This window comes from Microbacterium wangchenii, assembly GCF_004564355.1.
Classification (GTDB): Bacteria; Actinomycetota; Actinomycetes; order Actinomycetales; family Microbacteriaceae; genus Microbacterium; species Microbacterium wangchenii.
Map to the genome: position 1 here is coordinate 2,364,433 of NZ_CP038266.1, position 21,485 is coordinate 2,385,917.

At 72.7% G+C, this 21,485-nt stretch carries 15 protein-coding genes; 8 read left to right on the forward strand and 7 right to left on the reverse strand.

All coding sequences use genetic code 11. From position 1 onward, the window contains the following. From E4K62_RS11400 to E4K62_RS11410, 3 genes are read left to right on the forward strand one after another with little or no spacing between them, the layout of a single operon-like run. The gene (locus E4K62_RS11400) at nt 1–327 is read left to right on the forward strand and encodes a lycopene cyclase domain-containing protein (protein ID WP_135067526.1); all 327 of its coding nucleotides are present in this window, start codon (nt 1–3) and stop codon (nt 325–327) included. Continuing rightward, nucleotides 324–632 (forward strand): lycopene cyclase domain-containing protein, encoded by a 309-nt coding sequence (locus E4K62_RS11405; protein ID WP_135067527.1) that lies wholly within the window; start codon nt 324–326, stop codon nt 630–632. Before E4K62_RS11400 ends, E4K62_RS11405 begins: the two co-directional genes overlap by 4 nt. Continuing rightward, nucleotides 629–1,525 (forward strand): prenyltransferase, encoded by an 897-nt coding sequence (locus E4K62_RS11410; RefSeq protein ID WP_187270451.1) that lies wholly within the window; start codon nt 629–631, stop codon nt 1,523–1,525. The genes E4K62_RS11405 and E4K62_RS11410 overlap by 4 nt, the downstream gene beginning before the upstream one ends. Nucleotides 1,526–1,594: 69 nt before the next feature. Here E4K62_RS11410 and E4K62_RS11415 read toward each other — a convergent pair whose 3' ends face one another. Both E4K62_RS11415 and E4K62_RS11420 read right to left on the reverse strand, forming a co-directional pair. Further along, a complete protein-coding gene (locus E4K62_RS11415) occupies nt 1,595–4,513 on the reverse strand; it encodes a UPF0182 family membrane protein (RefSeq protein WP_135067529.1) in 2,919 nt (972 codons plus the stop codon). Nucleotides 4,514–4,597: 84 nt separating this feature from the next. Continuing rightward, nucleotides 4,598–5,719: a YlbL family protein gene (locus E4K62_RS11420; RefSeq protein WP_167747778.1), complete on the reverse strand. Its 1,122-nt coding sequence runs from the start codon at nt 5,717–5,719 to the stop codon at nt 4,598–4,600. 127 nt (nt 5,720–5,846) lie between these two features. On the opposite strand from E4K62_RS11420, the gene E4K62_RS11425 reads away from it, so the two are divergent. Continuing rightward, nucleotides 5,847–7,274 (forward strand): zinc-dependent metalloprotease, encoded by a 1,428-nt coding sequence (locus E4K62_RS11425; RefSeq protein ID WP_135067531.1) that lies wholly within the window; start codon nt 5,847–5,849, stop codon nt 7,272–7,274. 756 nt (nt 7,275–8,030) lie between these two features. Here E4K62_RS11425 and E4K62_RS11430 read toward each other — a convergent pair. Both E4K62_RS11430 and nudC read right to left on the reverse strand, forming a co-directional pair. After that, nucleotides 8,031–9,800 (reverse strand): ATP-dependent helicase, encoded by a 1,770-nt coding sequence (locus E4K62_RS11430; protein ID WP_135067533.1) that lies wholly within the window; start codon nt 9,798–9,800, stop codon nt 8,031–8,033. Beyond that, nucleotides 9,779–10,684, reverse strand: a complete 906-nt coding sequence (nudC, locus tag E4K62_RS11435; protein WP_135067535.1) for an NAD(+) diphosphatase — start codon at nt 10,682–10,684, stop codon at nt 9,779–9,781. The genes E4K62_RS11430 and nudC overlap by 22 nt, the downstream gene beginning before the upstream one ends. A 63-nt stretch (nt 10,685–10,747) precedes the next feature. Between nudC and E4K62_RS11440 the strand changes: the two genes are divergently transcribed. Next, nucleotides 10,748–12,094, forward strand: a complete 1,347-nt coding sequence (locus tag E4K62_RS11440) for a phosphotransferase (protein WP_135067537.1) — start codon at nt 10,748–10,750, stop codon at nt 12,092–12,094. Here the strand turns inward: E4K62_RS11440 and E4K62_RS11445 are convergent. Both E4K62_RS11445 and E4K62_RS11450 read right to left on the reverse strand, forming a co-directional pair. Continuing rightward, entirely contained in the window at nt 12,078–15,362 is a 3,285-nt protein-coding gene (locus E4K62_RS11445) for an ATP-dependent DNA helicase (RefSeq protein ID WP_135067539.1), read from the reverse strand. The two genes, E4K62_RS11440 and E4K62_RS11445, sit on opposite strands and share 17 nt — an antisense overlap. Continuing rightward, nucleotides 15,359–18,481, reverse strand: a complete 3,123-nt coding sequence (locus E4K62_RS11450) for an ATP-dependent helicase (RefSeq protein WP_135067541.1) — start codon at nt 18,479–18,481, stop codon at nt 15,359–15,361. Before E4K62_RS11450 ends, E4K62_RS11445 begins: the two co-directional genes overlap by 4 nt. A gap of 127 nt (nt 18,482–18,608) precedes the next feature. On the opposite strand from E4K62_RS11450, the gene E4K62_RS11455 reads away from it, so the two are divergent. Both E4K62_RS11455 and E4K62_RS11460 read left to right on the forward strand, forming a co-directional pair. Then, nucleotides 18,609–18,833, forward strand: a complete 225-nt coding sequence (locus tag E4K62_RS11455; protein WP_135067543.1) for a DUF3107 domain-containing protein — start codon at nt 18,609–18,611, stop codon at nt 18,831–18,833. Between the two features lie 4 nt (nt 18,834–18,837). Beyond that, complete coding sequence (locus E4K62_RS11460; RefSeq protein ID WP_135067545.1) at nt 18,838–19,128, forward strand: hypothetical protein; 291 nt, start codon at nt 18,838–18,840, stop codon at nt 19,126–19,128. Between the two features lie 18 nt (nt 19,129–19,146). Here the strand turns inward: E4K62_RS11460 and E4K62_RS11465 are convergent, their stop codons facing one another. Then, on the reverse strand, nt 19,147–19,863 hold the full coding sequence (locus E4K62_RS11465; RefSeq protein ID WP_135067547.1) for a ferritin-like fold-containing protein: 717 nt from the start codon (nt 19,861–19,863) through the stop codon (nt 19,147–19,149). Nucleotides 19,864–20,014: 151 nt separating this feature from the next. Here E4K62_RS11465 and E4K62_RS11470 point away from each other — a divergent pair, with 151 nt between their 5' ends. Beyond that, a complete protein-coding gene (locus E4K62_RS11470; RefSeq protein ID WP_135067549.1) occupies nt 20,015–21,469 on the forward strand; it encodes a DEAD/DEAH box helicase in 1,455 nt (484 codons plus the stop codon). Nucleotides 21,470–21,485: the final 16 nt, after the last annotated feature.

Below are 21,485 nucleotides of genomic sequence, written 5' to 3' on the forward strand. Positions count from 1 at the left end.
GTGCCGGGAGCGTATCTCCTCGCCATCGTGCTGTCCGCCGCCGGCATCCTCGTCCTCGACGTGCGGCTGCGCCTGATCGGACCCCGCGCACCCGCGGCTACTCTGGCTGCCGTGGGCATCGGCACGCTCTTCTTCCTCGTGTGGGATGCCGCCGGCATCCTCACCGGAGTGTTCGTCAAGGGTGGCAGCGATCTGCTGCTGGGAGTCGACCTCGCGCCGCATCTGCCGCTGGAGGAGCCGGTCTTCCTCGCGTTCCTCTGCTATCTCGCCCTGGTCGCGTGGGCCGGTGGCGAGCGGATACTGAGCCGCCGGGAGGTGCCGCCGTGACCTATCCCCTCCTGGTCCTCCCGTTCGTTCTCGTCACCGCCGTGGTCACGGCGCTGTCGGCGCGGCGTCCGCGCTTCGCGGCGCGCATGGCGGCCTCGGGCGTGGCCGCGGTGGTGCTCCTGGCGCTGACGGCGGTGTTCGACAACGTCATGATCGCGCTGGATCTGTTCACCTATCCGCCCGAGCACCTGTCGGGGCTGCGCATCGGCCTCGCTCCGGTGGAGGACTTCGCCTATCCGCTGTGCGCCGCGTTCGGCGTGCCGGCGGTGTTCGCGCTGCTGCGCCGGACGGAACCGGCGACATGAGCGCGGGGTCCCTGTCGGCCGCCCGCGTGAGCCGGGAGCTGCTGATCTCCTCCCGCCCGGTGAGCTGGATCAACACCGCCTACCCCTTCGCGGCTGCATACCTGTTGACCACCCAGCGCATCGACGCGGCGCTGATCGTGGGGACGATCTTCTTCCTCGTGCCCTACAACCTCGCGATGTACGGCATCAACGACGTGTTCGACTACGAGTCCGACCTGCGCAATCCCCGCAAGGGGGGCACGCACGGCGCGGTGCTGGATCGCCGGATGCATCGGATCACGCTGTGGGCGGCGGCGGTGTCGTGCCTGCCCTTCCTCGGAGTCCTCGTCGCGCTGGGAGACCCGCTGTCCTGGCTCGTCCTGGCGGCGAGTCTGTTCTTCGTCGTGTTCTACTCCGCGCCACCGCTGCGGCTGAAGGAGCGGCCCTTCGCAGACTCCGTCACCAGCAGCATCCACTTCTTCTCCCCCGCCGTATACGGCCTCGTGCTGGCGGGGGCGACGTGGACGTGGCAGCTGGCGGCCATCATCGTGGCGTTCGCCCTGTGGGGCGTGGCCTCCCACGCGTTCGGGGCCGTGCAGGACGTGGCCGCCGACCGCGCCGCGGGCATCTCGTCGATCGCCACGGCACGGGGAGCCCGGTGGACGGTGTGGTTCGCGCTGGCGTGCTACGCGCTGGCGGGTCTGACGATGCTGCCGACGACATGGCCCGGGCCGCTGGCGGCACTCCTCGTGCTGCCCTACCTCATCGTCGTGTGGCCCTACCGCACGGTGACGGACGACACCGCCGAGCGGGCGACCACCGGATGGCGCCGCTTCCTGTGGGTGAATCAGCTGGCCGGATTCGGAGCCACCCTGCTGCTCATCTGGTGGTCGATGATCCGTCCCACCGCCTGAGCCACGCCGGCCGTGGCCTGATCGGGCTGCTGCAGGTTCTGACGGATCAGAACCCGCCGCAGCCGGACCTCACTCCTCGCCCTGCGACTCCTCGAGCGCGAGCAGACGCTCGACGGCGGCGGTCAGGCGGGCGTCGGCCTCGCCGAAGGCGGCGAAGTCGCCGGCCTGCAGTGCGGCCTGGCGTTCGGTGAGCGCCGTGCGGGCCTCTTCGAGAGCGGCCTGGTACTCGTCGACCGGGACCGTGGGGGTCTCCGGCTCCTCGCCGGTCTCCTCACCGGGTTCGGTCGGGGCCTGGTCGGGCTCGGTCGGGATGACCTCGCCGTCGCCGGTGTCGGCACCGGAGTCGCCGCCGAAGAGGACGTCGAGCGCTTCGCTGAGCGTCTCCTCGAACGCGATCTGGTCGCCGAAGGCCACCAGCACGCGCCGCAGCTGCGGCAGCTGCGTGCCACCGGAGGACTGCACGAACACCGGCTGGACATACAGCAGCCCGCCGCCGACCGGGAGGGTCAGCAGGTTCCCGTTGAGCACCTCGGACTGACCCTGCTGCAGGATGTTGATCTGCGAGGACACCGCCGTGTCGGAGTCGAAGGTGTTCTGCACCTGTCCGGGTCCGGGGACGGTCGTGGCGGAGTCGATGACGAGCATCCGCAGCTTCCCGTATCCCTCGCCCTTGACGCCCTCCTCGGAGCCGGCGCTGGAATCCACGGCGAGGTAGCCCGTGAGCACGTTGCGGCTCGCCCCCTGGGAGGACGGGATGAACGTCGTGAACATGGAGTACGACGGCTCCTCCTGACCGGGCATCTGCATCGTCAGGTAGTACGGCGGCTGGAGGCGGTCGCCATCCTGCGGGTCATCCGGCGTCGCCCACGCGTTGTCGCGCTGGTAGAACGACCGCGCGTCGTCGACGTGGTACACCCCGAGCATGGCCCGCTGCACCTTGAACAGGTCGGTCGGGTAGCGCACGTGGGCCATGAGGTCGGCCGACATCTCGCTGTACGGCTTCAGCGTCGTCGGGTACACGTTCTGCCACGACTGCAGCACCGGATCCTCGTCGTCCCACGCGTACAGGGTCACACTGCCGTCGTACGCGTCGACGGTGGCCTTGACGGAGTTGCGGATGTAGTTGATCTCATCCAGCGCGTAGCGCGGCGCCACGTTGTTCGAATCGGCGATGGCCTGCGACAGGCTCACCCCCGAGGAGTACGGGTAGTTCGCGCTCGTGGTGTAGCCGTCGATGACCCACTTGATCCGGCCGTCCACGACCGTCGGGTACGGGTCGCTGTCCAGCGTGAGGTACGGCGCCACCTTCGCCACGCGCTCGCGCGGGTCGCGGTCGTACAGGATCTGGGAGTCCTCGTTGACGTAGTCGGAGAAGAGGATCTGCTCGGACTGGAACTTCAGCGCGTAGATGAGGCGGTTGAAGACGCTGCCGATGCTCGGACCGCCCTCGCCCTCGAACGTCGTGCGGGTGTCGCTGTCGCCGTCGCTGCCGATCGGGTAGTCCAGCTCGATGGGGTCGGTGCCCTCGGGTGCCCCGACGATCGAGTACTCGGGCGAGTACTCGCCGAAGTACACGCGCGGCTGGAAGTCGCCGCGCTCGGTCAGGAAGCCGCTGGCGGGGATCGCCTGCTCGAGGAACACAGGGTCGCCGTCGGTCGTGCGCTCGTTGCCGGCCGCGGCCACCAGGCCGTAGCCGTGGGTGTACACGAGCGTGGTGTTCTGCCACGAGGCGGCGTCGGAGAGCTGCTCCATGTTGAGCTCGCGCACCGCGACGATGGTGTCCTGCGACTGACCGTCGATCTCGTAGCGGTCGACGTCCAGGACGTCGGGGAACTGGTAGTAGGCGCGGTACTGCTCGAGCTGGCGCACGGTGGGGCCGATGATCGCGGGGTCCATGATGCGGATCTGCGTCGTCGTGGCGGCATCCTCGCGGAGCTGCCCGGCCTCGGCGGTCGTCTCAGCGGTGAAGTTCTGCTTCTCCAGCTCGTTGATGCCGTAGGCCTGCTTGGTCATGTCGATGTTGCGCTGATAGAACTCGCTCTCCAGCGCCAGCTGGTTCGGCCGCACCTGGAAGGTGTTGACCACCCACGGGTAGCCGGCCCCCAGCACGATGGCCGAGACGACCAGCAGGGCCGTCGCGATGAGCGGGTAGCGCCAGCGGCCGATGATGGCGGTGACGAAGAAGAGCACCGCCACGAGCACCGCGATGATCGCGAGGATCGTCTGCCCGGGGATGGTGGCGTTCACGCCGGTGTAGCCGGGGCCGGTGATGCGGTCGCCGGCCTCGACGAGCGTGCGATACCGGTCGAGGTACAGGCTCGCGCCCTGCAGGAGCACGTAGAGGCCCGCGAGGACGGCGAGCTGGATGCGGGCGGACTTGGAGATCCGCAGCTCCCGCTGCCCCACGCGCACCGACCCGTACAGGTACGACACGAGTGCGGTGACCAGGAGGCAGACGAGCACCACGGCGGAGGCGAATCCCAGCGCCGCGCCGTAGAAGGGCAGGGCGAACAGGTAGAACCCGGTGTCCATGCCGAACTGCGGGTCCACGACGTCGGTGGCCACGCCGTTGAACCACAGCCACGTGGTCTCCCACTGCGCGGATGCGGCGAATCCGGCGAAGAAGCCGAAGAAGATGGGGATGCCCCACATCGCCAGGCGCCGCAGCGGCTCGACGACCTCCTGGTAGCGGTCCAGCTGCGAGCTCAGACGCGCGTACACCGGGCGCAGACGGTACGCGAGCTGGATGGCGCCCCACACCGGCACGGCCATGGCGAGGAAGCCGACGACGAACATCACCACGCGGGCGATCCACTGCGTGGTCAGCACCCCGCTGAACCCGAGCTGCGCGAACCACAGCCAGTCGGCGTACAGGCTCGCGAAGACGAAGAAACCCACCACGAGTGCCGCGATGATCGCGAGGCTGATCGCGATGATGCGGCGGGATCGGTTGGGAGTGGCCGGCTTCGGTGTCGAGGTCGTGGTCACCCCTCCATCCTAGGCGGCTGGCCCTGCGGGTTCGCCGTGCGTCACGGCGGCCCCCGACCACGTGCGCGAAGGGGGTCGCGGGTCTCAGCGGCTGCAGCTGGGCAGCGCGCTGAGATCGGCGTCGGTGCGGATGGCTTCCAGCACGTCGAGGGCATCATCCAGATCGGCGACGGCGAACACCTCCACGCCCGACGGGATGTGACCGACCACCTCGTCGCAGTTGCCCTCCGGCGCGAGGAAGTACTCCGCGCCCGCGTCGCGCGCGCCGTACAGCTTCTGCCGGATGCCACCGATCCGTCCGACCTCGCCGGCGGCGTCGATGGTCCCGGTGCCGGCGATGCGCTCGCCACCGGTGAGGTCGCCCGGAGTCAGCACGTCCATGATCCCCAGCGCGAACATCATCCCGGCGCTGGGTCCTCCGACATCGTCGAGCTGGATGGTGACGTCGACGGGAAGGTCGAACTCCGCCATCAGCTGCACGCCGATGAGCCACGTCGTCTCACCCTCGGACTCGACCTCGCGGGGGGTGACCGTGACCTCCCTGCGCTGCCCGTCCCGCTCGACCACGAGCGTGACGGCGTCTCCCTCGCCGGCCACGACGGCGTCGCGCACCTGCTGGGCATCGGCGGCGGGGGCCTCGTCGACGGTGAGGATGACATCCCCCGCCTCCAGGAGACCCTCGGCGGCGGAGTCGTCGGTGAGCGAGTGGACCGCGATGCGAGAGGTCACCTCGTACCCCAGCTCGGACAGTGCTGCGGCGGCGGCCTCCTGCTGCGAGTCCACCATGAGGGCGGCGTTCTGCTCGTTGCGCTGCTCGGTGGTCTGCCCCGGCGGGAAGACCGCCTCCAGGGGGAGCACCGCACGGGACGGGTCGAACCACGCCACGGCGAGCTCGAACCACGACGGGCGGCGCTCGGGATTCCCGACCACCTGGACCGTCAGCAGGTCCAGCGCCCCCTCGGGCGGGTAGGTCTCGGCGTCCTCGACGGAGATCAGCGGCACCTCTTCGCCGTCGGCGGTCTTCACCGTGCCGAGGGTGTTGTACACGGGGCCGGGCTGCTGGATGACGTAGGCGGTGGGCAGGAACGTGATCACCAGGAGTACGACGAGGGCGATGACCAGTGCCCACAGCCCGGCGACGGTTCCTCGGCTGAACCGGGGTCGCGTGCGCGGCACGATCGTGGTGTCCTGGTCGAACAGCGCCACGGGGAACCTTTCTTCGCCTGGTCGTTCGCGACCGGCGTAAGGAAGCGCGGGGGCAGCCGGGGAGTGCGAGTGATGCGTGCGACTAGCGTAGATCGCCAGGAGTAGACCCGGCTGAAAGGCGGCTGAAGTGGCGGACGACGACCGCAGTCCCGAGGAGGAGTTCCAGGAGCTCCTGCGCAAGCTTCTGGCCGGAGAGGGCGGCGGGATCGACCCGGAGCAGCTGTCGCGCCTGTCGGGCATGCCCATCGACCCCGCGACGATGCAGACGATGATGCGCCACCTGCAGGGCGCCTTCGCCTCCGGCGACGAGGGCATCTCGTGGGACCTGGCCAAGCGGCAGGCCCTGCACATCGCCAATCAGAGCAGCCTGGCCATCACGTCGGGCCAGCGCACCGACCTCGATGCCGCATTCGCCCTCGCCGCCCTGTGGCTGAGCGAGGCCACGACGATCTCGGAGCTGCCCGCCCCGCCGCGGGTTCTCACGCGCGGCGCATGGGTGGAGGCGACCCTGCCGGTGTGGCAGGAGCTCGCCGAGCCGGTGGCCACCAGCATCGCCGACGCGCTGACCAGCGCGCTGAGCTCGCAGGCGCCCGACGACATGCAGGAGCTCATCGCCGGCGCCGGACGCCTCATGCGCACGGTGGGCGGATCGCTCTTCGCGACCCAGCTCGGCCACGTCGTGGGCCGCCTCTCCACCGAGGTGGTCAGCGGCGGCGATGTCGGCATCCCCGTCATGCCCGACGGCGACGCGGCGATCCTGCCGCAGAACTTCGCCGATTTCGGACGGGATCTGGAGATCCCCGACGATCAGCTGGCCCTGTACCTCGCGACGCGCGAGCTCGCCCATGCCCGCCTGTTCCGCCACGCGCGGTGGCTGCGACTGCACGTCATCTCGCAGGTGCGTGATTTCGCCGCCGGCATCCACGTCGACACCGACGCCTTGGAGGACCTGGCCGGCCGGTTCGACCCCTCCGAGCCGGAGGAGCTGCGTCGCGCGCTGGAGAGCGGCGCGCTGCTGCCGGCGCGCTCGGAGGAGCAGACGGCCGCCCTGACCCGGCTGGAGAACCTCCTGGCGACCATCGAGGGCTGGGTGGATGTCGTCACGGCCGAGGCCACGACACGACTTCCCTCCGCCGACCGGATCGCGGAGGCCGTGCGCCGCCGCCGCGCCGTGGGCGGGCCGGCCGAGCAGGCGCTCGGATCGCTCGTGGGCCTGGAGCTGCGCCCCCGGCGCATGCGGGAGGCGGCGGCGATGTGGCAGGCCGTGACCGACGCCGTGGGCTCAGCCGCGCGGGACGCCCTGTGGGACTACCCCGACCTCATGCCCAGCGCCGACGACATCGACGACCCGGCCGCACTGGTCGCCCGCGTGTCGGCGCAGGCGCGGGGCGAAGCGCCGCAGCACGACGAACTCGACGACGCCCTCGCCCAGCTGCTGGCCGAGGAGGCGCAGGGGGGCACGTCGGAGGACACCGCCGCTCCCGACGCCGGCGACGCCGGCTCCGGTGACACCGACCCCGGCGAGCCGGATGCGGAGGGGCCCCGCCCCGTCTGATCTCTCCTCCCCAGGCGTGCACCCGCCCGCCGGCCGCGGGCGGGTGTGGACAGCCCGACGAGAGCGCGGGGTGCGACGAGCACAATCGGGGGATGCTGCGCTTGAACCCCGCTCATCCCCCCTTGTGGCGCGATGCCACCACCCTGCAGTTCGGTGTCGACGACGTCGCACGGCTGGAGGAGCCGCAGCCGTGGGAGGAGGTCCTGCTGGCGGACCTGGCCCGCGGCGTCCCCGAATCCGCCCTCCCGGGGCTGCTGAAGACGCGTCGGATCGGCCGCGCCGAGGCGGAGGCGTTCTTCGCGGAGCTCCAGCCGGTGCTCGAGCGCACCGCGCCTGAGGCGCGCATCGTGCTGCAGACCACGGACGACCTCGACCCGGGGCTGCGGGCGACGGTGGCCGACGCCCTCACCCGCAGAGGTGCGCACGTACGGGAAGCCCACTGGTCGCCGTTCGCCGCCACCGTCGTCCCTGCGGGGTGGACGGCCGTCCTGCTGGCGGCACACCTGGTCGAACCGCGGCGGGCGGCCGCCCTCGTCTCCGCCGACGCCCGCCATGCTCCGCTGGTGTTCGACGGCGCCGGCGCCACCGTGGGCCCTGTCGTCGAGCCCGGCGTGACGGCGTGTCTGGCGTGCGACGCGGCGCACGCCCGCGACGCCGACCCGGCATGGCCGGTCGTGGCCAGTCAGCTGGTGGGGCGCCCGTGCATCGTCGATGCCGATCTCGCGGTGGAGGCGGCGCGCGCGGCGGCGCAGCTGATCACCGCCCCGACGACCACTCCCGCGCGGTCCGTGCGTCTGCGCGCGGACGCACCGAACCGCGTGTGGCGGGTGCATCCCCCGCACGAAGACTGCGCGTGCCGATTTCCTGCAGGAACCGCGACGGATTCCGCGCCGACCGCCCGCGTCCGCGCGACCAGCTCACCGACAGGGTTCGCCCGGCCCGCGTGATGCCGACGTAGGCCAGGCGCCGCTCTTCGTCGATGTCCTCGAAGCTCGTGGCGTAGGAGATCGGCAGCAGCCCCTCGCTCAGGCCGACCAGATGCACGTGGTCCCACTCCAGGCCCTTCGCCGCGTGCAGCGTGGCGAGGGTGACGGTGCGCGTGGTCGGCTCGTGCTGGTCCTTCGCGCGCGCGACCAGGCCGTCCGTGAAGGCGCGCAGGCTGGTTCCCGGCTCGGCGTTCTCCGCGAGCCGCAGGAGCGCGGCGCGCGCTTCCCACGACTCCCGGAGCGCGCCGCCGGCCGGCGGCGGCTCGTCCGTGAGCCCCAGCGAGCGCAGGATGTCACGCACCGTGGTGACGAAGTCGGTCTCGATGGGTGCGACCGAGGCGGCCCGCAGGGCGAGGACCGCCTGGCGGACCTCGGGCTGATCGAAGAAGCGCCGGCCGCCGAGCACCGTCGTGGCGACGCCGGCAGCAGCCAGCGCGGCCAGGAGCGGCGCGGACTGCGCATGCGAGCGGTACAGCACCGCGATCGCGGAGGGCTCCACGCCGCCGGCGATGGCGTCGGCGATCGAACGTGCCACCGCCGCGGCCTCCGCCTCGTCGTCGTCGAACGCGCGGACCACCGGCGTCGGCGCAGCTCCGCCGGGGCGGGCGGGGACGAGTTCCAGGGCGCCCGGGCGGCCCCGCATGAGGGCGTTGGCCACCTCCAGCACCGGCGCGGCAGATCGGTAGTTCGTCTCCAGCCGGAACAGCTGGGCGTCTTCGTGGGTGCGCGGGAAATCCAGCAGGTAGCGGGCGTCGGCGCCGGCGAACGAGTAGATCGTCTGACTCGCGTCCCCCACGACGCACAGGTCGCGCCGATCCCCCAGCCACAGCTGCAGGAGGCGGTACTGCAGCGGCGAGACGTCCTGGAACTCGTCGACGGTGAAGTGGCGGTACTGCTCGCGCACCTCCTGCGTGACGCGCGGTTCGGCTTCCAGCATCCCCGCGCACGTGAGCAGGACGTCTTCGAAGTCCATCTGGCGGCGCTCGTCCTTGAGCTTCTCGTACGCGCGCTGCAGATCGGCCACCTGCTGCACGTCGAGACGGCCGATCGGGGTGGGGCGTGCCGCCACGAAGGCGTCGACGCTGCGCATCGTGATCTTGCGCCATTCGATGGCGCTGGCCACATCCCGAAGGGTCGGGGTGTCCGGCGCCAGCCCGATGCCGTCTGCCGCGTGGGCGAGGAGCTTGACCTTGTTGCTGACGAGGTTCGGCGCCCCGTCGCCGGTGAGAGAGGGCCAGAAGTAGTTCAGCTGCGCCAGGGCCGCGGCGTGGAACGTCCGGGCCGCGACGCCGTCGATCCCCAGCGCCCGCAGCCGCCCGCGCATCTCGCCCGCGGCCTTCGCGGTGAACGTCACCGCCATCACGCGACCGGGCGAGTACGCCCCGGTGTCCACGCCGTGCGCGACGCGGTGCGTGATGACGCGCGTCTTGCCGGTACCGGCGCCGGCGAGCACGCACACCGGGCCGCGGAGGGCGGATGCGGCGGCCCGCTGGTGTTCGTCGAGGTTGTCCAGTGCGCTCACGGTGTGCCGTCGTGCCATTCACGGATCAGGCGGGAGGCGATGGAGGCCGGGCCCGGCAGCTGGAGGGCGCCGCGCCCGGCCAGCGCGTCACCGATCTCGGACCGCGTGAACCACCGCACCGCGACGATCTCCTCACCGTCGGCCCGGGCGATCTCGGGCGCGGTGGCCACCGCCGTGAACCCGAGCATCAGCGAGCGCGGGTAGGGCCAGCCCTGAGAGCCGCGGTACCGGAGCGCGCCGACGGTGACGCCGGCCTCCTCGCGCACCTCGCGCACGACGGCGTCCTCGAGCGACTCCCCTGCCTCGGCGAAGCCGGCGAAGCACGAGTAACGGTCGGCGCCCCACAGCGCGTTGGAGCCGAGCAGCAGCAGATCGGGGTCGTCCGCGCGCGTGACGGCGACGATGACGGCCGGGTCGGTGCGGGGGAAGTGCTCGCGCCCGCAGTGCGGGCAGCGCCGCGCCCACCCGGCGTGCTGGAGCTCGGTGCGCGTGCCGCACGCCGGGCAGAACGGGGCATCCACGAGCCACCGTCCGAGCGCGATGGCGGGCATGAGCACCGCCGTGTCGTCGGCGGGGAGGTCGCCGCCGATCGACCGCAGCGCCCCCCATCCGCCGGGAGCATCGACGGGGTCATCGCGGTCGGGTGGGAAGGCGGCCGCCAGGACCGCGGCGCCGTCGGGCCGGCGGCCCAGGAACGCCCACACGGCGTCTTGCGGCACGTCCGCGACCGCGACCGCGGTCAGGCCGCCGTCGGGGGCGAGCGGGGCGGCGTCGCCGCGCACGACGAGCACTCTCGTGCGCGGATCGCGCTGCGCGAGGGCGATCAGGTCGTCGGTCATGCGTTCGGTGGGCGATCTGTCGACCGGGCCGAAACGCGGAGAAGACGTGACGGGAACCGTCATCGAGTACCTCTCTCACAGGCGTGGCGCGGGGTCGGGGCGGCGGGCCCGGCCTACCCTGGGCGCATGGCACGCTCACCACTCACTCTAGCCGCGTCGGCGACGGCGGCCCTGCCGCGCATCGCCGTGGTGGGAGCCGGTCCCCTCACGGAGCACGCGGCGGGTCGTTTCGACGCCGCCTTCGTGCGCTTGGAGGACGGGCGCGACGCGGTCGTCCGCATGCCTGCCGGCGAGGATTCCGCGGCCGACCTGGCGGCAGAGTCCCGCGCGCTCGTCGCCCTCACCCCCGGCGTGCGCGCTCTGCTGCCCTTCCGCGCGCCGGAGGTCCTCGGCGAATGCGGTTCGGGTGCCGCCCGCGTCCTGGTGGTGGACTTCCTTCCCGGCTACCGGGTCGACCCCGCGCACTTGCCGAAGGGGCGCGGCATCGCCACGGCCGTGGGCGCCGCCCTCGCCGCCGTGCACGCGCTGCCGCCCTCGATCGTGCGGACCGATGGCCTGCCGGTGCGCACTCCCGAGCAGGTGCGCGACGACGTGGTGCGACTCCTCGACCGCGTGGAGGGGACGCGACGGGCACCCGACGTGCTCGCCGAGCGCTGGCGCCGGGCGGTCGAATCCGACGAGCTGTGGCGTTTCGAGTCGGCCGTCGTCCTCGGCGGCGCGACGTCGTCCACCTTCCTGCTCGCCGACGACGGCGATGACGTCCGCGTCGTGGGCGCACTGGAGTGGGCCGGCCTGAGCGTGGGAGATCCCGCCACCGACCTGCGGTGGCTCGCCTCGGCACCGGAAGCGGCAGACGCCGTGCTGTCCGGCTACACCGCCGACGCCGCCCGTGCGCCCGACGCGCTGCTGCGCGAACGCGCCCGCCTGTACGCCGAGCTGGAGTTCGCCCGGTGGCTCGTGCACGGCGTCGACACCGGCGACGACACGGTCGTCGACGACGCCGTCGCCCTCCTGGATGCACTCGCCGACGGCGTGCGCGGGGATCGGATCGTGCCGGATGCGCCGGTCGATCTGGAGAGCGCGATGGCGTTCGTGGAGCGCATGCCGGAGCCGGGCACCGTCGCGGCGGACACCTCGATGCAGACGGACACGTACGACCCCGAGATGCTCTCGCTGTTCATCGCCACCGAACGCGACCGCACCGACAGCCCGCCCGACTCCGCCGACTCCCCCGACTTCGGTCTCGACGGTCTGCGCCACCCGGAGGAGACCGCGACGGCTCCGATCGACATCACCGGGTGGGCGCACCGCTCAGACGACGGCTCGCCGGTCCCCGCCGACACCGGATCCCCCGCGGGGCCCGACGCATCCGACCAGGACGGCCCGCTCGAGGAGGAAGCGGCCCGCGCATCGCGCGCGGCGCTGCGGTGGTGGGGACGCGACGGCTCGACGCGTCTCAGTTCCGGAGGATGAGGCCGTCGGCGACGTAGAACAGCGCCACGTCGATCCGCTCCCGAGGCACCCCGTGCCGCTGCGCGTACGCCTCGCGGTACAGCTCCAGCTGCAGCATCCGCTCGCGTCGCTCCGCGTCGGTGACGGGCGGACGCCCCGTCTTCCAGTCCACGATCTCGATCCGCTCGCCGCGGCGGTACACCGCGTCGAGCTTGCAGATCACGATGTGCGGACGGCCGTCCAGGTCGGTCGCGACGTAGTCGATCTCGGTCTCGACCTCCAGAGGTCGCAGCGGCGCCCACTCCGACCGCTCGAAGTTCTCCTGCAGGACGGCCAGGTCGGCCGCGTCGGCGGGGAGCGCGTCGGAGACGTCGTCATCCCACAGCCCGTCGTCCCACAGAGCGTCGTCGAGGCCGCCGCCCGCACCCACGAGGCCTGAGCGGCGCTCGACCCACGCGTGGAACAGCGTGCCCAGGCGCGTCTGGCGATAGGGCCGCTCGGGCATGGGCCGATCCAGCGCCTCCACAGCGCCGGCGTAGTCGGCGACGTAGTCCTTGTAGCGGGATGCCGGGATGCGCACCGGCGCGGTGCGCTGCAGCGGTCGCATCCGCTCCGCGCGCTCGGCCAGCAGCAGCCCGGCCTCCTCATCCGGCTCGGGGAGGGGCTCCCTGCGGGCACGTTCCACCTCCGCCGCGGCCGCGGCCACCGCGGGCCGGCGCACCCCGAGCGGGTCCATCGGCCAGTGCAGCAGCCGCCGCTCGTCGCCGTACGGGTTGTCGCCGGGGTCATCCTCGGGCAGCTCGATCCCCAGGGCCTCCACCACCTCGGTGAGGAAGGGGCTGCGCGTGCGCGGCCGCTTGGTGCCCGCCCAGCTGGAGCCGGAGAGCAGCAGGGAATCGCGGGCGCGCGTGATGGCGACGTATGCCAGGCGCCGGTCCTCGTTGAGCTGCCGTCTGCGGTTGGCCGCCACGTAGTCGTCGATCGCCGCTTTGAGCTCCTGCTGGGTCGCGGCCGAGCGCCACGCCAGTTCGGGCAGCCACGGCGCGTCTCCGCGGAAGGCGGTGGGCAGCACGCCGAAGCCGAGCCATCCGGCGGTGTCGCGCGGCAGCGAGGGGAGTTCGTCGGTGACCAACCGCACCACCGCGACGGCGTCCCACTCCAGCCCCTTCGAGCCGTGGATCGTGAGCAGCTGGACCACGTCGTCCTCGGGGGGCTCGGTGCGCGGGGCGAACTCGTCCAGCTTCTCGGCATGATCCAGCCACGCCAGCAGGTTGGGCACCGAACCGGACTCGTCGGCGGCGAGGAAACCGGAGATCTCGTCCACGAACGCCCGCAGCTGCGCGGAGGCGATGCGGGCCGGCCCCCGCGTCTCGTTGGCGGCGAGTTCGACGTCCAGGCGCAGCTCGAGCTCGATGAGGCGCACGAGTTCGGGGATCGGGGCGCCGATCGCGCGCCGGAGGCCCGCGAGCACCGCGCCGGCCTCCCGCAGGCGGGCCCGCGCGGCAGGGGTGAACTCCGCCAGCCACCCGTGGTCGTCCCGCTGGCGCGCGACGAAGTCGAGTGCGTCGACGAGCGAGGCCCGGTCGGCACCGGGGATCGAGCGCAGCCGTTCGGTCACGACGGCATCCAGCGGCTGCAGCGCGGCATCGGAGGTGGCCAGGCGGCGGGCCAGCAGCGCGAGGCGGCGCAGGTCGGCCAGGCCGATCGCCCACCGCGGACCCGACAGCAGCCGAAGGAGCGACGACCCCGCGTCGGGGTCGCTCAGCACCCGCAGCGCGGCCACCACGTCGACGACCTCGGGCGTGGTGAGCAGCCCGCCCAGCCCCAGGATGCGGTGTGGGATGCCGCGACGCCCGAGTGCGTCGCCGAAGCGCACCATGTGCTTCTTGCTGCGGAACAGCACGGCTCCCGTCGTGGGCGAGCCCTCCGCCGCGCGCGCGGCGCGGACGCCGACGAACCACTCCGCGACGCGGTCGGCTTCCGCGTCGAGGTCCCGCTCGAATACCGCCGTGATCTGCCCGGCGGGGGCTCCCGGGCGGGAGCGGAGCTCTTCGACGTCGACCGCGGCGCCGCGCGCGAGCGGCTGGAGCACCGCGTTGGCCGCTGTCAGCACGCGCGAGCTGTTGCGCCAGCTGGTCAGCAGCGAGAAGCGCAGGCAGTCGCCGCCGAAGGCCGCGGGGAAGCCGGCCAGGTTGCCCGCGCTCGCCCCGCGCCACGCGTAGATGGCCTGGTGCGGGTCGCCCACCGCCATGACGCCGGTGCCGGCGAACAGCGCGGAGAGGAGGTCGGTCTGCACGACCGAGGTGTCCTGGTACTCGTCCAGCAGCACGACGCGGAAGCGGGCGCGCACCTCGTCGACGACGGCGGGATGACCGCGCACGATCTGCAGGGCCCCCGCGACCTGGTCGGCGAAGTCCATGACCCCGAGCCGCTCCTTCTCGCGCGCGTACTCCCGCGCCAGTTCGGCGAGCATCCCCAGCGCGTCGACACGGCCGACGGCGGTCTCGACGGGCTTGAGCACCCCCGTGCCCTTGCGGGCGGAGGGAAGCTGCAGCACGGAGGCGAACCGGGCGGGGAAGGCGGCGAGCGCGGCGAGGTCGACGAGGTTGTCCACGCCGTCGCGGGCGATCCGCAGGGCCGCGTCGATGATCGTGCGCGGCGCCTCCGGACGCTGCTCGAGGCGGGGATCGTCGGAGGCGAACACGACGCGGCGCATCAGCAGCCACGCGGCGGATTCGGACAGGATCGCCGCTTCGGCGTCGCGGCCGATGCGCAGGCCGTGCTCGCGCACCAGTGCGTCGGCGAAGCTGTTGTAGGTCGCCACCGTGGGACGGTGCAGCAGCTCGTCGCCGTCCCCCTCGGCAGGCCGGGCCCCCGCGCGCTGGGCGAGGCCGTCGAGGATCGCGGCGCGCTCCGCGTCGGCGCGCGCGCCCTCGCCGAGGTCCGCCAGCGGCGCCAGCTCTCCCGCGCGGTGCAGTTCGGGCAGGAGCGGGAGCAGGCCCCGACGCTCGTACTCGCTCAAGCGGTGCAGGCGCCGGCCGATGCGCTCGGCGAGCTCGCCGGCGGCCTTGCGGGTGAAGGTCAGTCCGAGCACCTCGTCGCGGCGGACCAGTCCGTTGGCCACGAGCCACACGACGCGTCCGGCCATCGTCTCGGTCTTCCCGCTGCCGGCGCCGGCGACCACGAGGGCCGGCTCCAGCGGCGCCTCGATGACGGCGGCCTGCTCGGGCGTGGGCGCGAACTGCCCCAGGGCGGCCGCGATCGTCGCGGCCGGGATCACGCCGCTCACGACGCGCTCACCGCTGCGATCGTGTGGATGCGGCACACCCCGTACGCGTACTCGTCGCGGCAGTGCTCCTCGTACGCGGCCGCGAAGCTCGTGCCGCGCATGACGTCGACGGCATCGGCCACGCGCGCGACGAACGCGGCCCGCTGATCGTCGTCGAAGGGGGGCTGGCGGGGCGTGACGTAGTCCGCCGTCGCGGCAGTGGGCCGCAGCACCAGCAGCTTGGCCCCGCCCGACGGCATGCCGGCGACGGCGTCGATCGCCCCGGCCGCATGGGCGAGCTGGTACGCCGCGAGCTGGGGGTTCTCGGCCACCTTCGCGTCGGTCTGCGGCTCGCTCTTGCCGGTCTTCAGATCGACGATCACCACCGAACCGTCGGGGGCGAGCTCCACGCGGTCGATGTCGCCGCTGAGCACGGCGCCGTGCGCGCCGGCGTCTTCCAGCGGGATGGGCACTTCGAAGTGCCGCTCGGCGCCGAGGAGGCGGCCGCCGTCGGCGGCGAACCGCGCGAGGTACAGCGCGAGGCGGCGGACGAGGTCGCGCGCCCGCGTGCGCTCGGCACGCTCGCGCCACGCCGCTTCGAACTCCAGTTCGCCCCAGCGCGCCTCCACCGCCGCCCACAGCGCCTCCTCGTCCGGCGACTCGGCGGTCTCCAGCGCCGCGTGCAGGACCGTCCCGATGCCGGCGGTCATACCCTGGCGGTCTCCGCCCAGGTCGGAGATGACCCAGTCGAGCTGACACTCCTCCAGCGCGTGCAGCCGCGAGGGCGACACCCGCACGGGCTCGCGGTCGAGGTCGCGCAGCGGCGCGGTGGAGGTGGGCGGCAGCATCCCGTACCACGACTCCGGGGCGGCTCCGGCGACCTCCGCACCGGCGAGCACGGCGAGCTGTCCCGCCGCCGCCCGTCGCTGTGCGGCGGTGGACCGTGCTGAGGTCAGCGTGCGCCGGTGCTGGGCGACGAGGCCTCGCAGCGACAGCGGATGCTCCGCCAGCGAGCCGGCCGGCTCAGGGGCCGGCAGCATCTCGAAGAACACGCTGGGACCCTGGTCGTCGTCGTCCACGGCCGTGACCACGAGGCGCCTGTTCGCGCGGGAGACGGCGCGGGCGAACAGGCGCAGCTCGTCGTGCATCGCCTGTCGCCGGCGGTCGAGGATGCCCGCCGTGGGCGCATCGGGGCGCAGCACCGCATCCGCGAGCCGCCAGGTCTGCAGGAGCCCGCCGCGCACGCGCGTGTTGGGCCAGATCCCGTCCTGCACCCCGGCCACGATCACGGTGTCGAACGATCGCGCCGCGGCGGCTGCGGGAGTGAGGACGTGCACGGCGTCGGCCCGCTCGACGTCGTCGAGGCGGTCTTCGGCGACGTCGCTGTCGCGCACGGCCCGAACGAACGTGGCGGCCGGTTCGCCCGGCTGACGCTCGCCGAAGCGCTTCGCGGCCTGGAAGAGTGCGACGACCGCATCCAGGTCGCGGTTGGCCTGATCGGCGACGGGCCCGTTTCCCCGGGCGGCTTCGCGCCACGCCCGCTGCAGTCCGCTGCGCTCCCACACGGTCCACAGCAGCTCGTGGGCGGTGGCGTGCTCGTCCGCCTGCGCGCGCACGGCCGCAAGCGTCAGCCCCAGGCGGGCGGCCCGTCGCGCCTCGCGCGTGTCGAGCGCTTCGAGTTCGAGTGGATGCCGCAGGCCCGAGACCAGCAGGTCGCCCGCCGTGCGCTCTCCGCCGTCGGCGATCTCGGCCGAGCGCAGCAGCATCCGCAGCCGCCGCACTTCGATGGGGTCCAGTCCGCCGCACACGCCCAGCAGCGCGTCGGTGAGGGCCGGCGCGGTCCACTCCTGCGGGTCCTGCACGGCCAGTTCGACCACTGCGAGCAGGTCCCGCACGGGGCGCTGCGCGCCGAGGGGGCGGCCGGGGCCGCTCGCCCGCGCCGGCACCTCGCGCGCGGCGAGCTCGGTCTCCAGCGCGGAGACCTGCCGGGAGTCGTGGGCGATGACCGCGCACTCCCGCCACGGCACGCCGTCCAGGACGTGCCGCTCGCGCAGGAGCCGGGCGATGGCGTCGAGCTCCTCGCCGGGTGAGCGCAGCAGGTAGGTGCGCACCGAGCCGTCCGGGGCCGCCCCCTCGGGCGCCCGGCGGTGCGCGACCACGCCGGCCGCGCCGATGCGCGCGGTGACCGAGCGGACCAGGTCGACCTGCGCACGGGTGCCGCGGTGCACCGTGCCGAGCACCTCGACCCTGCCGAGCACGTGCGCCAGGCGCGCGAAATTCTCCGGTGTGGCACCGCGGAAGGCCCCCGAACCCACGTCGGGGTCTCCCCACGCGACGACGCCGATCCCGCGGGCGCGGCACGCCTCGAGAAGTTCGACGCCTCCGGCGGTGAGCTCCTGGGCATCGTCCACGAGGATGCAGCGCAACCCCGCGAACCGGCCGAGGACGGCGGCCGGGGCGGTGCGCACGATGCCGATGGCCTCGCGCACGAGACCCGCCGCATCGCGGTACGCGCCGCGCATGTCGGAGCGGACGCGGTGGTACTCGCGGGCGAAGGAGGCCAGTGCGGCCCACGCCGGAACGTCGCAGCGCGCCGCGAGCGCGTCGAGGTCGTCCGGCTGGATCCCGAGCGTCGTGCACTCGGCCAGGAAAGCCCGCACGTCGCTGCGGAAGCCCCGCGTCCCGCGGATGCCCGCCCCCAGGTCGTCGGGCCAGCGGCGCAGTCCGGCGGCTTCGTCCTCGGCATCGCCGGCGAGGAGGTCCTGGATGATCTGGTCCTCGTCGCGGCCGGTGAGCAGCTGCGGCGGTTCGCCACCGGCGTGCACCTCGGCCCCGCGGACGAGGTGGTAGGCGAAGGAGGCCACCGAGCGCGCCATCGGACCGGCCGTCGCGCGGCCCACGGCAAGACCCAGCGGATCGCGCAGGGCGGTCGCGCTCGGACGCGTCGGGGTGAGCACGAGCAGGTCGTCCGGGTCCAGTCCTGCGGCCACGAGGGCACGCACCCGCGCCACCAGCGACGCGGTCTTGCCGGATCCCGGCGCGCCGGCCACGACGGCGGATGCGTCCGCCGGCAGTGCCGTCACCGTGCGCTGCGACTCGTCCAGGGCGGCATCCGCAACGAACGTCTCGCCCCGAACCATGCCGCTACGCTACCTCCGGTTTCCGACATCGTTCGCCCAGAGCGTTGCGCCGCCGGTCGGGGAGGCCGGAGGGCTGTCGTAGAGTCTTTCGTGGTGCCGGACCGTCCCCGGCAGGAAGGCAGTTCCCGTGGAGATCCGTATCGGAATCGCGAACACCGGCCGCGAACTCACCTTCGAGACCAACGAGTCGCCGGAGGTCGTGAAGAAGGCCGTCGCCGACGCGCTGGACGCCTCCGCGACGCACGTGACCTTCACCGACAGCAAGGGCAACGCCTACCTCGTCCCCACCGCCGGGCTCGCGTTCGTGGAGATCGGCACGGAGGACACCCGCCGCGTCGGCTTCGTCGCCTGATCCCGTGCAGATCCTCCTCGGCATCCTCGTCGCTGCCGTGATCGGCGTGGCGGCGCACTTCGCGCTGCCGCGGCGGCTCACCCGCGGTGTCGCGCTGGCTCCGCTGATCGCGGCGGCCTCCGGCGCAGTGGCCTGGACAGGGCTGACGTGGGCGGGCCTGGGTCCGGAGGATCCGCTCATCTGGGTCGCGGCGCTGGCTGTCCCGGCACTCGTGACCGTGCCCGTGGTCACGGTGCTGTCGGCTGCACGCGTGCGCAGCGACACCGCCGAGCGCGAGCGGCTGCGCCTGCGCTGACGCGCTCCCCCGCCGGTCTCAGGCCGCCAGGCCCATCGCGTCCATCCGTCGCGCGTGACCGCGCATGAGGTCGGTGAAGACCGGTTCGACCTTGGCCTCGTCCGCCGCATCCAGTGCGCGCGTGCGCAGCGCCGAGCGCGCCACCAGGAGCGTGTCGCCCACCAGGCGGCGACCCCACAGCGCCAGCAGCGACGCCCACTCCTGGTCGCTCGCGATCGTCTGCTGCGTGATCTCGACGATCGCCTGACGATCGTCGTCGGCGCGCAGGATGCGCGCGACACGGCGTCCGGTGTCGCCGTAGCTGGCCGAGAGCGCGAGGTAGAAGTCGTCCAGCATTCCGGCGGTGATGTGCACCGAGAGCATCGTCTCCTGCGGGCGCAGGCCGTGCGTGGCACGGCGGAACGCGTCCAGCTGCTCACGGAAGGGGAGCATGAGCGCCGTGGGGTCGTCGCCGCGTTCCCGGATGAGGGCCACGAGCTCCTCGTGCTTGCGCAGCGCGGCGCCGGCGGCCCGGGAGAGCGATTCCTTCTGCGCCAGTTCGGGCGTGGAGGCGATCAGCTCGCTGAGCGTCTCGAAGAACCCCAGCTGCAGGTAGGCCGCCTGGCCGAGGTAGGTGTCGACGTCGGGCGCGAGCTCCTCGAAGTCCACGCGCGTGGCATCCCCCAGATCGCCGCGGGACCGCAGAGTCAGGGGGCGCCCTTCGGGCCGGTTACGACGACGGAACCACTCGAACACGGGGTACAGCCTAGGCGTGACCGGGGTGGAGCCGCGGGACCGGTATCCTGGAAGTGCCCCGGCATCGGATCGGGGCCCCGCGCCTGTGGCTGAGGAAGGGCGTGGACCCCTCGACACAAGGCGGCACTCGTCCGCCGGACAGGCATCTATCGTGACGACTTTCGCCGAGCTCGGCGTGGACCAGGACATCGTCGACGCACTCGCGTCGAAGGGCATCATCGATGCCTTCCCCATCCAGGAGCAGACCATTCCGCTGGGCCTGCCCGGCCAGGACATCATCGGTCAGGCCAAGACCGGAACCGGCAAGACCTTCGGCTTCGGCATCCCCGTCGTCCAGCGTCTGGGCCTGGATCCCGAGCACGGCGTGAAGGCGCTCATCGTGGTGCCCACGCGCGAGCTCGCGGTGCAGGTGTACGAAGACATGGACATGCTCACCCAGAACCGCTCGACCAGCGTCGTGGCGATCTACGGCGGCAAGGCGTACGAGGGCCAGATCGAGCAGCTCAAGGCCGGCGCCCAGATCGTCGTCGGCACCCCCGGGCGCCTCATCGACCTGTCCAACCAGCGGCTCCTCGACCTCTCGCACGCGACCGAGGTCGTGCTGGACGAGGCCGACAAGATGCTCGATCTCGGGTTCCTCCCCGACATCGAGAAGATCTTCACCAAGCTCCCCACCGTCCGGCACACGCAGCTGTTCTCCGCGACCATGCCCGGGCCGATCGTCGCGCTGGCGCGGCGGTTCATGTCCAACCCCATCCACATCCGCGCCAACGACCCCGACGAGGGCCTGACGCAGGCCAACATCGAGCACCTCGTCTACCGCGCGCACTCGCTCGACAAGGACGAGATCATCGCCCGCATCCTGCAGGCCGAGGGTCGCGGCAAGACCGTCATCTTCACGCGCACCAAGCGCGCCGCGCAGAAGCTCGTCGACGAGCTGGGCGACCGCGGCTTCAACGCCGCCGCCGTGCACGGCGACATGAGCCAGGAGTCGCGCGAGCGCTCCATGGCCGCCTTCAAGGCCGGCAAGCGCGATGTGCTCATCGCCACCGATGTCGCCGCCCGCGGCATCGACGTCGACGACGTCACCCACGTCATCAACCACACCATCCCCGACGACGAGAAGGCGTACCTGCACCGCGTGGGGCGCACCGGCCGTGCCGGCAAGACCGGCATCGCGGTGACCTTCGTCGACTGGGACGACCTGCATAAGTGGGCTCTCATCAACCGCGCGCTCGAGTTCGGCCAGCCCGACCCGGTGGAGACGTACTCGTCCAGCCCCCACCTCTACGCGGCCCTCGGCATCCCCGAGGGCACCAAGGGTCGCCTCGTCACCGCGCCCAAGGCGTCGGCGGAGAAGAAGACGACCGAACGCCGCCCCGCCGACAAGCCCGCCGAGGGCTCCTCGGACGCGCCGCGTCGGCGTCGGCGGCGCCGGACCGCCGGGGAGGAAGGCGCGCCCGCCGAGTCCTCCGCCGACCGTTCGCCCGGAGGCGGCGGCACGCACGACGGCGGCGGCAAGGAGCACCACGACGGCAACTCGGCGCCTCGCCGGCGTCGTCGGCGCCGGGGCGGCTCACGCGCCGACGGCGCTCCCGCGGCCTGACCCACTCCGCCGTCGG